The following is an 11,819-nucleotide window of genomic DNA, read 5'->3' as shown; positions in this document are numbered from 1 at the left end:
GTATCACTTTCGTTGGTTGCAGGTGGCAGCCAGGGCGACTAGCGAGTCAGCCACAGGCCGGCCCAGGTGGCGGTCAGACAGAGGCACACGCTGAGCAGGATATATCCGAGGGCAATCAGCCCCTGACCATTTCCCAGCAGGCGCCAGGCATCCAGGGAAAAGGTGGAAAATGTGGTGAAGGCCCCGAGAAAGCCGATCATCAGCCCCTGCTGTATCACGGGCGAGATCTCCGGGCGGTGCAGCCACAGGCCGTATAGTACACCTATCGTGAGGCAGCCGGACACATTGACCAGCAGGGTCGGCAGGGCAAAGCTGCCGGGCCACAGCCTGAGCACCAGCAACGCAACGGAATAGCGGGCCAGCGCGCCCAATGCGCCGCCAAGGGCAACCGCGCCGATAGAGGCAATCACGACTTTCTCCTGCGCTGATTCGGGCTGGCAGCATCGAGGCTGCGCAGATACTCGAGCTTCTGGGCGATCTTCAGCTCCAGTCCGCGACTGACCGGCTGGTAGTATTGTCTGGGCTCGAGCTCCTCCGGGAAGTAGTCCTCCCCCGCGGCATAGGCCTCAGGCTCATCATGGGCATAACGATAGGCCTGGCCGTAGCCCAGCTCCTTCATCAGCCGGGTCGGCGCGTTGCGCAGGTGCAGCGGCGGTTCCAGCGACGGTTGTCCGGCCACATCCTGGCGCGCGGCATTGTAGGCCTTGTACACCGCATTGCTCTTGGGCGCACAGGCCAGATAGACAATGGCCTGGGCAATCGCCAGCTCGCCCTCGGGACTGCCGAGCCGCTCCTGCACATCCCAGGCATTCAGGCACAGGGTCAGGGCCCGGGGATCGGCATTGCCGATGTCCTCGCTGGCCATGCGCACTACCCGCCTCGCGATGTACAGCGGGTCACAGCCGCCGTCGAGCATGCGCGCATACCAGTACAGGGCGCCGTCCGGATTGGAGCCGCGTACCGATTTGTGCAGCGCCGATATCTGGTCGTAGAAGGCTTCTCCACCCTTGTCGAAACGCCGCCGATTGTCGTTGAGCAGCTCACCGACCAGCTCGAGGTCGATGGTGCCACCCTCAGGCGTCAGATCAGCGGCGATCTCCAGCAGATTGAGCAGGCGCCGTCCATCGCCATCGGCGGCGCCGAGCAGAACCTGCCTGGCCTCGTTGCTGATGCTCAGCCGCTGCGCACCCAGGCCGCGCTCGCTGTCGGTCAGAGCGCGCATCAACAGCGCCTCCAGCGCCTGCTCATCCAGCGCCTTGAGCACATAGACCCGGGCCCGGGACAGCAGCGCGTTGTTCAGCTCGAAGGAAGGATTTTCGGTGGTGGCGCCAATGAACAGCAGCGTGCCGTCCTCGACGTAGGGCAGGAAGGCATCCTGCTGCCCCTTGTTGAATCTGTGTACTTCATCGACGAACAGAATGGTCTGGCGCCCGTCCCGGGCGGCGTGCTGGCGGGCCTGATCCACCGCCTGGCGTATCTCCTTGACCCCCGACAGCACAGCGGAAATGGTCACGAAATGCGCGTCGGCCAGGGTAGCCAGCAGACGGGCCAGGGTGGTCTTGCCGACCCCAGGCGGGCCCCAGAAGATCATCGAGTGCAGCGCGCCCTGCTCCAGCGCCGTACGCAGCGGGCGACCCGGTCCCAGCAGATGCTGCTGCCCTGCGTACTCGTCCAGCGTGGCCGGCCGCATGCGCGCCGCCAGCGGTTGATTGGGCGGGGTGCGCGGGGCAAACAGATCCATGTCACTCACTGATGACATCAACTCCGTCGGGAACCTCAAAACTGAATTGCGCATCATCCAGCGGCGCGTTCAGCTGCACATTGTGGAACAGGATATTGGTGCGCTGCCCCACCGGGTCGCTCATCTGCATATCGTTGATCAGCCCGTCATTGAAGGACACGCGCAGACTGTCAAACATGGAATCGGCCTCCCTGGGGGTGAGGGTGAAGTCCACCACGCTGCCGCCGTCGGTGAGTTCGATATCGAAACTCTCCTGCAGCTTGCTGACATCACCCGAGAGCAGCAATGCCGGCGTATGGCTCAGGCGTTGATCCATCTGCTGGATGGTCACCTGCTCCAGATCCGGATCATACAGCCAGATCTTCTCGCCATCGGAAATCAGCAGCTGCTCCAGCGGCGGGTCGGTGTGCCAGCGGAACTTGCCGGGACGCTTGAGGGCCAGGGTACCTGTGGTTTCCTGCAGATTGGCCCCGTTGGCACTCAGGGTCATCTGGGAGAAGCCGCCGGTCAGGGTCTGGGCCCGGGACAGCAGCTGATTGAGCCGCTCTGCAGCCTGGCTCTGATCATCTGCGCTGACCGCCAGGGGCAGCATGGCCAGGCAAAGGGCGGTAATACTGGAACGCAGCAGGGTCTTCATCAAGGTTATCTAGTCTCGTACAGGTGGGGGCGCGATGACTTCGCGCTGGTTGGTATGGTCTGCCGGGGATACGACACCGGCCATCTCCATCGATTCAATCATGCGCGCCGCCCGATTGTAACCAACCTTGAGCTTGCGCTGCAGGGAAGAAATCGACGCCTTACGCGACTCGGTGACGAAGCGCACCGCTTCGTCGTACAGCGGATCATCCTCCTCGCCATCACCGCCGCCACCGCCGTCGAACCCGCCGGAGCCGCCTTCGTCGGCGCCATCGAGAATGTCCTGGATGTAATCCGGCTCGCCGCGCTGCTTCCACTCGTCGACCAGCCGGTGCACCTCGTCATCGGAAACGAAGGCGCCATGGACCCGCACCGGCAGACTGGTGCCCGGCGGCATGTAGAGCATGTCGCCGTGGCCGAGCAGCTGTTCGGCACCGCCCTGATCGAGGATGGTGCGCGAGTCGATGCGACTGGAAACCTGGAAGGCGATCCGTGTGGGAATGTTGGCCTTGATCAGACCCGTGATCACATCCACCGAGGGGCGCTGGGTGGCTAGGATCAGGTGGATGCCCGCCGCCCTCGCCTTCTGTGCGATGCGCGCGATCAGTTCCTCGACCTTCTTGCCGACGATCATCATCATGTCGGCAAACTCGTCGATCACCACCACGATCACCGGCAGGGTATCGAGCTCCGGCGGAATGTCGTCCATGCTCTCGCGACGGAACAGCGGGTCGGTCAGCGGCTCGCCGGCCTTCTGGGCGTCCTTGACCTTGCGGTTGAAGCCCGCCAGGTTGCGCACCCCCATGGCGGCCATCAGCTTGTAGCGGCGCTCCATCTCCGCCACGCACCAGCGAAGCGCATTGGCCGCCTCCTTCATGTCGGTGACCACCGGGCACAGCAGATGGGGAATACCCTCGTAGATCGACAGTTCCAGCATCTTGGGGTCGATCATGATCAGCCGCACATCCTCGGGGTGCGACTTGAACAGGATGCTCAGCAGCATGGCGTTGACACCCACCGATTTACCCGAGCCGGTGGTACCCGCCACCAGCAGGTGCGGCATGCGTGCCAGATCGGCCAACACCGGCTTGCCGCCGATATCGTGCCCCAGCGCCAGGGTGACCGGCGATTGCGCCTCATCGAACTCCCGTGTCTGCAGCACCTCTGACAGCCGCACGATTTCCCGGTCCTCGTTGGGAATCTCGATGCCGATGGTGGTCTTGCCGGGAATGACCTCCACCACCCGCACGCTGATGACCGCCAGGGATCGGGCCAGGTCCTTGGCCAGATTGGTGATCTTGCTGACCTTGACCCCCGGCGCGGGCTGGATCTCGAAGCGGGTGATGACCGGACCCGGCTGTACCTTCTCGACCTCGGCCTCGACACCGAAGTCCTTGAGCTTGAGCTCAAGCAGGCGTGACATACCCTCCAGCGACTCCGGCGAGAAGCCCTTGTTCACCTTGCTCGGCGGATCCAGCAGGGAAATGGGCGGCAGCGAGCCGGGCACCACGGGCTCGAACTTCAGCGGCGCCTGACGTTCCTTCTGGGCCCGCACACTGGCTTCCGCCGGACGGGTTTCCAGCGGCTCTATCTTCGGCGGCGTGCGCTTCTCCTGGGCCGCAATGTGCTTCTCCAGCGCCTGCTGGCGCTGGGCACGGGCAAGCTCGGCCTGGCGTTTCTCCTCCAGACTGACCACAGGTTCGCGGCGACCCGGTGCTTCCGCCCGTGGGGCCGGCTGCGGACGGGCAGCGCGCTTCTCCCGCCAGCTGATCCAGGCGCGACGGAACAGATCCAGCAGATCCAGGGTGATGCGCCCGATCAGGTCCATGACCTTGAACCAGGACAGATTGGTAAAGACAGTCAGCCCGAACAGAAACAGGGTGAGAAACAGCAGGGTGCTGCCCTGCATGTTGAGTACCGGATAACTCATCTCGCTCAACAACTGGCCCAGTACGCCGCCGGCCCCGCCCCCTTCGGGAAAGCTGGCCGGCGCCCTGCCATGCAGCGCGGCCAGCGCGGTACCGGCCAGCAGCGTCAGTACGAAACCGATCAGACGCCAGGAGAACAGCCAGCCGTTCCAGATGAATGGCAGATGGCGGCGGCGGAACATCTGCCACACCTTGATCGCCACTATCAGGGGGAACAGATAGGCCAGATAGCCCAGCACCAACAGCAGCACATCGGCGATCCAGGCGCCCATGCGTCCACCGGCATTCTGCACCGCCAGTTCGCCGCTGCTGCGGGTCCAGCCCGGGTCGGCGGCGTTATAGCTGAACAGCGACATGCACAGATACAGGCACAGGGCGATCATGCCCAGCAATGCGCCCTCGCGCAGACGCAGACTGAGTTGCTCTCGCCAGGCGAAATGCTGGCCTTTCTGAGGTCGGGTATCCTTCAACGCTCTGACTTCCAAATTTGCTTAGCCGTGTATTGTACAGGTTCTGCACCTAACCATGTGTGGACCGGTACTCAGGGTTTCCGTTCCCGTCTGGCAGGAACTATAGTGATTACCGACAATAGCTTAACGTCGCTTCTTGATAAACCATTTGAATCAGCCGCAGGTCCGCGATGACTGAACTGAGGTGGCTTGAGCCTCACAATCTGGAATTCCCACCCGCCGAACAGGCGCTGCCCAACCCCAACGGCCTGCTTGCCGTCGGTGGTGATCTGAGCGTCGAGCGTCTGCTCATCGCCTATCGGCAGGGTATCTTCCCCTGGTACGAGGAAGGCCAGCCCTTGCTGTGGTGGTCACCTGATCCGCGGACGGTACTGGCGCCGGGAAGCATCCATGCGTCACGCAGCATGCGCCGATTTCTGCGCCGAAGCGAGCTGCGTGTCAGCTTCGACCAGGCTTTCGCCGAGGTCATTGCCGCCTGCGCCGCGCCCCGGGAATATACGGACGCGACCTGGATCACCCCGGACATGCAGCGGGCCTATATCACCCTGCACCAGCTCGGCCACGCCCATTCGGTCGAGGTCTGGGAGGGCGATCAACTGGTCGGCGGACTCTATGGCGTCGCGCTGGGCAGAATGTTCTTCGGAGAATCCATGTTCAGCCGGCGCAGCAACGCCTCCAAAACTGCCCTGCTGGCGCTGGGCGCTGTGCTGCGGCGCCTGGGCTGCGAGCTGATAGATTGCCAGATGCCCACCGAGCACCTGAGCAGCATGGGCGCCCGGGAAGTGCCCAGGGTCGAGTTCATCCGTTGCGCCAGACGCCTGACCAGCCAGCCGGATATCTGGCCGGCTGGCGGTATTGAACCCCGGATGTCCGCTTCTATACTGGAGGCATTCGCTCCCGGGGATGTGACATGACCGACCTGGCCCACCTGAAGTTCTACGCCACCCAGCCCCATGCCTGCAGCTATCTGGAGGAGGAGCAGGCGGTGACGCTGTTCCTCGACCCCCATGAGCCCATCGAGGAACCGACCTACAGCCGTCTCTCCGAGCTGGGCTTCCGCCGTAGTGGCGATCACCTGTACCGGCCCCACTGCCCCCAGTGCAAGGCATGCATTCCGGCGCGGATCCCGGTTGATTCATTCCAGCCCAACCGCCAGCAGAGCCGTATTCTCAAGCGCAACCGAGACCTGGAACTCAGGCGCACCCGACCGCGGCTCACCGATGAGATCTACGAGCTCTACTCGCGCTATATCAACGCCCGGCACGCCGACGGGGACATGTATCCGCCCAGTCGCCAGCAGTTCCAGTCCTTTCTGGTCAGCAGCAGCCCCTTCTGCGAATTCATCGAGTTCCGCGAGCAGGACAGGTTGCTGGCGGTGGCGGTGACCGACCGGCTTTCCAATGGCCTTTCTGCGGTCTATACCTTCTTCGACCCCGAGCAGACCCGCCGCAGCCTCGGCCGTTTCGCCATCCTGTGCCAGATAGAGGAGGCCCGACGCGATGGACTGCCTGCGGTGTACCTCGGGTACTGGATCCGCAACTGCCGGAAGATGAACTACAAGACGGAATACCGTCCCCTGGAAATGCTGATCAGCCAGCGCTGGGTGCGTATCAATTAGCCCAACTTTCCCTGTGGTCTTGGCTGTTGCCCGCTTTTCAGGCACAATTGCTCACCTTTTTTGCGAGACTCATCCTGATGTCCCGCACGGCAACAGATTGAGAGGCCTTTGCTTAATGGCGAAAGAAGACAGTATTGAAATGGAAGGCACTATCATTGATACGCTGCCCAACACCATGTTCCGCGTTGAACTGGAGAACGGCCACGTGGTAACTGCCCACATTTCAGGCAAGATGCGCAAGAACTACATCCGCATCCTGACCGGCGACAAGGTACGTGTTGAGCTGACCCCCTACGACCTGACCAAGGGTCGTATCACCTACCGCGCCCGCTGATTCGCAGCGTCCCCGACCAGCCCCGCCACGGTCCTCCCGTGGGGGCATTGCTGGCCATCAGGTCACCCCACCCGTACCAGCGAAAATGAAAAAGACCGGACCAGGCATGGCTGCCTGACCCGGTCCTTGTCATGCCCGCCGATCAGCGGGACATGTACTTACCCAGCTCCAGCTTGCCGATCGATGCACGATGCACTTCGTCCGGACCGTCGGCCAGGCGCAGGGTCCGCTGCATGGCATACATGTGCGCCAGCGGGGTGTCGTCCGACACGCCGGCGCCGCCGTGCATCTGGATCGCCCGGTCGATCACGCGCAGGGCCACGTTCGGCGCCACCACCTTGATCTGCGCAATCTCGCTCTTGGCCACCTTGTTACCCACGGTATCCATCATGTAGGCGGCGTTCAGGGTCAGCAGACGCGCCTGGTTGATCTCGATGCGGGACTGGGCGATCAGGTCGATGTTGCCACCCAGATGCGCCAGCTTGCGACCGAAGGCCTCGCGCTCCAGCGAGCGCTTGCACATCAGCTCCAAGGCGCGTTCAGCAGCGCCGATCGAACGCATGCAGTGGTGGATACGACCCGGCCCGAGGCGTCCCTGGGCAATCTCGAACCCCCTGCCCTCACCCAGCAGCACGTTGCTGTAGGGCACCCGCACGTTCTCCAGCACCACCTCGGCATGCCCATGGGGCGCATCGTCGTAACCGAACACCGGCAGCGGGCGGATCACCTTGACGCCGGGGGTATCCATGGGCACCAGGATCATGGAATGCTGCTGATGGCGCGGCGCATCCGGGTTGGTCAGCCCCATGAAGATCATGATCTTGCAACGGGGATCACAGGCGCCGGAGGTCCACCACTTGCGACCGTTGATAACCCACTCGTCGCCCTCGCGGCGGGCGTTGGCCTGCATGTTGGTGGCGTCAGACGAGGCCACTCCCGGCTCGGTCATGCCGAAGCAGGAGCGAATCTCACCCTCCAGCAGCGGCTTGAGCCATTGATCCTTCTGCTCCTGCGTACCGTAGCGCACCAGCACTTCCATGTTGCCGGTATCCGGCGCGCTGCAGTTGAAGGCTTCCGAGGCCAGGCCGGAGCGGCCCATGAGTTCGGCCAGCGGAGCGTATTCGAGGTTGGTCAGACCGGCGCCCAGCTCGGACTCCGGCAGGAACAGGTTCCACAGCCCGGCGGCCCGCGCCTTGACCTTGAGCTCCTCGACAATGGCTGTCGGCTGCCAGCGATCACCCTCGCTTACCTGCTTGTGAAAAATCGCCTCCGCAGGAAACACGTGTTCCTGCATGAAGGCATCCACGCGCTCGCGTAACTCTTTGACCTTGGGGGAATAACCGAAATCCATGCTAGCCACCTTGCTGATTTGTTGTTCATGTGTAACTGGTGTGGAAAAAAGGTAGATGAGGCCGGCGAATTTATCTAACCTATTTTCAGCGTGTATAAACATTCATAAGCAATATATGCAGCGCCGCGCTTATAAGAGCCTATAAACAAGCCATACGAAGGATACTGCGATGAACCTCAGTAAAGTGGATCTGAACCTGTTCATTGTATTTGACGCCATCTATACCGAGGCGAATCTCACCCGTGCCGGACAGATCGTCGGCATTACCCAGCCGGCGGTGAGCAACGCCCTGGCACGCCTGCGGGACACTTTCAATGACCCGCTGTTCGTACGTACTGCCCAGGGCATGGTGCCCACGCCCATGGCCCAGAACATCATCACTCCCGTCCGTCAGGCCTTGCAGCTGCTGCGGGTCTCGGTGCAGGAAAGCCGCAGCTTCAACCCCAGCGAAGCGAACAAGACCTACCGCATCAGCATGACCGACCTCACCGAGGCGGTGATACTGCCGCATCTGGCCGCACGCATCCGGCGCCTGGCACCCAATATCAATGTGGACAGCTTCCTCACCCGCCGCCGCGAAACCACCAAGGAACTGGCAGCCGGCCGCCTGGACTTCGCCATCGATGCCCCGCTGAACACCGACCCGCAGGTACGCCATGTACGCCTGTTCGAGGATCGCTACGTGTGCATCATGCGCAAGGGCCATCCGCTGGCCAGCAAGGAGCGCATCACCCTGGATGATTATCTGGCGCAGTCGCACATCCATATCTCCAGCCGCCGCAACGGTCTCGGCCATGTGGATCTGGCCCTGGGCAAGATGGGTATACAGCGCCGGGTGATGCTGCGCTCACAGCACTACCAGATGGCGCCCCTGGTGCTGGAGTCCACCGACATGGTGATGACGGTCAACGAGCGCTTTGCCCGCCGACACAATCTGCACTGGGTGGAGCTGCCGATCGATGATATTCCGCCGATCCAGACCCACCTGTTCTGGCACGAGAGCACGGACCAGGACCCTGCCAACCGCTGGATGCGCGAGCAGATCATAGAGTTGTCCCAGCAGCTGGAACGCAAGATGGCCAAGGAGCGCGAGGCCGAAGCCTGAGCAGGCGCCCTCCCGACGAACCGCCCCTATTCCAGGGGCGGTTCCGCTTCCGGCGCCGGGGCGAACTGCCCGGCCCAGAGATCCCGATATCGCTCGAGCAAGCGACGCGGCTCACCCTGGCGGACCAGATCGTAGAGTCCCCGGGCAAGGGCCGCGCGCAGGGTTGGCGAGTTGCACGCCGAGTGGTGGGAAATACCGTAGTGAAGCTGCTCGTTGATCAGCGAGCCCTCCAGGATATCCAGCTGATCCAGCACATTGCGCTGAGCCGCCAGCGCCAGCCCCTGATGGCGCTCATGGATCAGGTAATCCACCTGACCATCAAGCAGCAGGGAAAAGGCCTGCTCGATGCCGGGCACCGAGCGCAACTCCAGATGATCCGCCGCGTAGGTATCGAAGGCGGCTCCGAAGCTGCTTCCGGACAGGGACACGCCCCGACGACTGCGCAGGTCATCCCAGCCACTGTAGGGAAAGGCCTCGCCCCGGCGCACGAAGACCACACTGGGAATCTCCATGAACGGCGGGTAGACGTAGTCCATCTCCCCCAGCCGTTCCGGTGTCAGAAAGGCACCGGCCAGCACATCCACCCGGCCACTGCGCACCTCCTGCTGGGCCTGGCTCCAACCTCCCACGTTCAGCGCATCGACATGGATGCCAGCGGGTTCCAGCGCCTTTTCCAGCAGCTCCACGGCCGCCCCGACCAACCGCCCCGGGTCATCCGGATTCACCCACAGCAGCGGCGGGTAGTCGGGATTGCCGGTAATCACGATGCGCTCGCAGACACCGCCCGCGCCGTGAGCAACGCCGCTTGCCAGCACCACTGCCAGTGCGGCGGTGCGCGGCCAGATACGCAGTCCTGCCATCCCCTTGCTCCCTGATCTCATGAACCGCTGGCCAGTATAGCCGGCGCTGCTGCGGGTGCCCCACTGTGGAAGCGGAACTCCCGGTCATCCTCCACCACCGCGGCGGCCTCGACCTCGGCAAAAAAAGCAACCCGCTCATCTATGGGGCCATCGGCGTAGGCCCGGGCCAGTTTCAGGTAGTCCTGATAGTGCCGGGCTTCGGACTTGAGCAGGGAGCGGTAGAAATCCCCCAGTTCCGGATCAAGATGCGGAGCCAGTCTGGCAAAGCGCTCGCAGGACCGCGCCTCGATGAAGGCACCGACGATCAGGGTATCCACCAGGCGGCCGGGCTCCACGGTGCGTACATGCTGGCGCAGCCGTTGCGCGTAATGACTGGCGGACAGGCCCCGATAGGCCACACCGCGCTTGTGCATCAGTGCCGTCACCTGCTCGAAGTGACGCAACTCCTCCCGGGCCAGCCGGGACATCTTCTGCAACAGCTCAGGTTTGTCTATGTAGCGGAACATGAGATTGAGGGCGGTCGACGCAGCCTTCTTCTCACAGTTGGCATGGTCGATCAGCAACTCCTCGGGGTGCTGCAATGCCTGTTCAACCCAGGCATCCGGGGTGGGGCAGGCAAGAAAGGCAAGCAGGTCAGCGGGCAGTGTCATGGTCTTCGCATAGGGTGGCAAACAGAGTGCGGGGATTATACGTATTCCCGGGCCGGTCTGCAGAAACGCGCAAGCATTGCCCGGCGTCAACATCGGAAACGTAAAAAGCAGCTACATTGTTAGAAGATGCAGTCAGGTCCAAGAGGGAGATGTCATGCAATCGATCAAGCGTATTCTGGTGGTACTCGACCCGAGCAGGGAGGACAACGTAGCACTGGTCAGGTCACGCCTGCTGGCCGGCTATCTCGGCGCGGAGCTGCACCTGCTGGTCTGCGAGAACCGGCGCGACTACTCTGACATGCTCGATGAACTCTGCGAAAGTCTGGACACCGCCGGCATCAAGGCGAGGTACACCCAGACCTGGCAATCGAACCTGACCGACACCATCATCCGCACCCTGCTGACCGAGGGCTGCGGCCTGGTGATCAAGCAGCACACCCCGGACAATCCCCTGAAGAAGGCCCTGCTCACGCCCGAGGACTGGAAACTGCTGCGCTACTGCCCTGCCCCGGTACTGCTGGCCAAGGGCAGCGCCTTGTGGATGCACGGCAAGGTGCTGGCGGCAGTTGATCTGGGCGGCCACGATGATCAGCATCAGGGACTGCGCGATGCCATCGTCCGTCATGCGGCCGATATCGCCCGCATGACCAGCGGCGAACTGCACCTGCTCAGCGCCCATCCGGCCCCCATGCTCTCTGCGGCCAACCCGATCTACCAGCTGCGCGAGACCATACTGGAAATCTACATGGAGAAGGCCCGGCGCTATATCACCGAGTACGAAATTCCCGAGAGCCGCACCCATATCGATGAAGGCCCGGCGGATGTGCTGATCCCCAGGGTAGCTGCGCAGATCGGTGCCTGCGTCACCGTCATCGGTACCGTTGCCCGCACCGGCATCTCCGGCGCCCTGATCGGCAACACCGCCGAAGTGGTTCTGGACCAGCTCAGCGGGGACGTGCTGGTTCTCAAGCCCGACGACATGATCGATCACCTGCAGGACCTGGTGGAAAAATAACCTGTCACCCCGCCGGAGACGGCGGGGTTGCTGCTTAACTTTAGCTTCCCGTTCCTGTAGAATCCGGGGCCGCCGTGAGTGCTGTGTACAGGCGTTTGCCCGCGACCCACT

12 protein-coding genes are annotated in these 11,819 nt (G+C 62.8%); 5 read left to right on the top strand and 7 right to left on the bottom strand.

The window, feature by feature from the left end:
• Window positions 1-38: 38 nt before the first annotated feature.
• From crcB to BM046_RS08490, 4 genes are read right to left on the bottom strand one after another with little or no spacing between them, the layout of a single operon-like run.
• Window positions 39-410: a fluoride efflux transporter CrcB gene (gene crcB / locus BM046_RS08505; protein WP_090538659.1), complete on the bottom strand. Its 372-nt coding sequence runs from the start codon at window positions 408-410 to the stop codon at window positions 39-41.
• On the bottom strand, window positions 407-1,741 hold the full coding sequence (locus tag BM046_RS08500; protein ID WP_090538658.1) for a replication-associated recombination protein A: 1,335 nt from the start codon (window positions 1,739-1,741) through the stop codon (window positions 407-409). The genes crcB and BM046_RS08500 overlap by 4 nt, the downstream gene beginning before the upstream one ends.
• 1 nt (window position 1,742) lies before the next feature.
• Window positions 1,743-2,378 (bottom strand): outer membrane lipoprotein periplasmic chaperone LolA, encoded by a 636-nt coding sequence (gene lolA, locus BM046_RS08495; RefSeq protein ID WP_407046200.1) that lies wholly within the window; start codon window positions 2,376-2,378, stop codon window positions 1,743-1,745.
• Between the two features lie 9 nt (window positions 2,379-2,387).
• Window positions 2,388-4,775 (bottom strand): DNA translocase FtsK, encoded by a 2,388-nt coding sequence (locus tag BM046_RS08490; protein WP_235818605.1) that lies wholly within the window; start codon window positions 4,773-4,775, stop codon window positions 2,388-2,390.
• 170 nt (window positions 4,776-4,945) lie between these two features.
• Here BM046_RS08490 and aat point away from each other — a divergent pair, with 170 nt between their 5' ends.
• From aat to infA, 3 genes are all read left to right on the top strand, one after another.
• Window positions 4,946-5,689: a leucyl/phenylalanyl-tRNA--protein transferase gene (gene aat, locus BM046_RS08485; RefSeq protein WP_090538657.1), complete on the top strand. Its 744-nt coding sequence runs from the start codon at window positions 4,946-4,948 to the stop codon at window positions 5,687-5,689.
• Entirely contained in the window at window positions 5,686-6,393 is a 708-nt protein-coding gene (locus BM046_RS08480) for an arginyltransferase (protein WP_090538656.1), read from the top strand. Before aat ends, BM046_RS08480 begins: the two co-directional genes overlap by 4 nt.
• Before the next feature lie 115 nt (window positions 6,394-6,508).
• Entirely contained in the window at window positions 6,509-6,727 is a 219-nt protein-coding gene (gene infA / locus BM046_RS08475; protein ID WP_080050557.1) for a translation initiation factor IF-1, read from the top strand.
• A 142-nt stretch (window positions 6,728-6,869) separates the two neighbouring features.
• Here the strand turns inward: infA and BM046_RS08470 are convergent, their stop codons facing one another.
• Window positions 6,870-8,078 carry an acyl-CoA dehydrogenase gene (locus tag BM046_RS08470; protein WP_090538655.1) on the bottom strand — a complete coding sequence of 403 codons (1,209 nt, stop codon included), beginning with the start codon at window positions 8,076-8,078 and terminating at the stop codon, window positions 6,870-6,872.
• Between the two features lie 169 nt (window positions 8,079-8,247).
• On the opposite strand from BM046_RS08470, the gene BM046_RS08465 reads away from it, so the two are divergent.
• The gene (locus BM046_RS08465) at window positions 8,248-9,183 is read left to right on the top strand and encodes a LysR family transcriptional regulator (protein WP_090538654.1); all 936 of its coding nucleotides are present in this window, start codon (window positions 8,248-8,250) and stop codon (window positions 9,181-9,183) included.
• Between the two features lie 26 nt (window positions 9,184-9,209).
• Here the strand turns inward: BM046_RS08465 and BM046_RS08460 are convergent, their stop codons facing one another.
• Window positions 9,210-10,043: a substrate-binding periplasmic protein gene (locus BM046_RS08460; protein ID WP_090538653.1), complete on the bottom strand. Its 834-nt coding sequence runs from the start codon at window positions 10,041-10,043 to the stop codon at window positions 9,210-9,212.
• Between the two features lie 17 nt (window positions 10,044-10,060).
• Entirely contained in the window at window positions 10,061-10,693 is a 633-nt protein-coding gene (miaE, locus tag BM046_RS08455) for a MiaE family protein (protein ID WP_090538652.1), read from the bottom strand.
• 154 nt (window positions 10,694-10,847) lie between these two features.
• Between miaE and BM046_RS08450 the strand changes: the two genes are divergently transcribed.
• Entirely contained in the window at window positions 10,848-11,708 is an 861-nt protein-coding gene (locus BM046_RS08450) for a universal stress protein (RefSeq protein ID WP_090538651.1), read from the top strand.
• Window positions 11,709-11,819: the final 111 nt, after the last annotated feature.

It is taken from the genome of Halopseudomonas formosensis, from assembly GCF_900115905.1.
GTDB lineage: Bacteria > Pseudomonadota > Gammaproteobacteria > Pseudomonadales > Pseudomonadaceae > Halopseudomonas > Halopseudomonas formosensis.
The sequence above is the reverse complement of the archived record's forward strand: the minus strand, read 5'-3'. Positions and strand labels throughout refer to the sequence as shown.

Bases quoted from the DNA above. Each gene is read 5' to 3' on its own strand.
- lolA (WP_407046200.1), bottom strand. From the start codon at position 2,378: ATGAAGACCCTGCTGCGTTCCAGTATTACCGCCCTTTGCCTGGCCATG.
- infA (WP_080050557.1), top strand. From the start codon at position 6,509: ATGGCGAAAGAAGACAGTATTGAAATGGAAGGCACTATCATTGATACG.
- BM046_RS08470 (WP_090538655.1), bottom strand. From the start codon at position 8,078: ATGGATTTCGGTTATTCCCCCAAGGTCAAAGAGTTACGCGAGCGCGTG.
- BM046_RS08465 (WP_090538654.1), top strand. From the start codon at position 8,248: ATGAACCTCAGTAAAGTGGATCTGAACCTGTTCATTGTATTTGACGCC.
- BM046_RS08480 (WP_090538656.1), top strand. From the start codon at position 5,686: ATGACCGACCTGGCCCACCTGAAGTTCTACGCCACCCAGCCCCATGCC.
- BM046_RS08460 (WP_090538653.1), bottom strand. From the start codon at position 10,043: ATGGCAGGACTGCGTATCTGGCCGCGCACCGCCGCACTGGCAGTGGTG.
- BM046_RS08450 (WP_090538651.1), top strand. From the start codon at position 10,848: ATGCAATCGATCAAGCGTATTCTGGTGGTACTCGACCCGAGCAGGGAG.
- miaE (WP_090538652.1), bottom strand. From the start codon at position 10,693: ATGACACTGCCCGCTGACCTGCTTGCCTTTCTTGCCTGCCCCACCCCG.
- BM046_RS08500 (WP_090538658.1), bottom strand. From the start codon at position 1,741: ATGGATCTGTTTGCCCCGCGCACCCCGCCCAATCAACCGCTGGCGGCG.
- aat (WP_090538657.1), top strand. From the start codon at position 4,946: ATGACTGAACTGAGGTGGCTTGAGCCTCACAATCTGGAATTCCCACCC.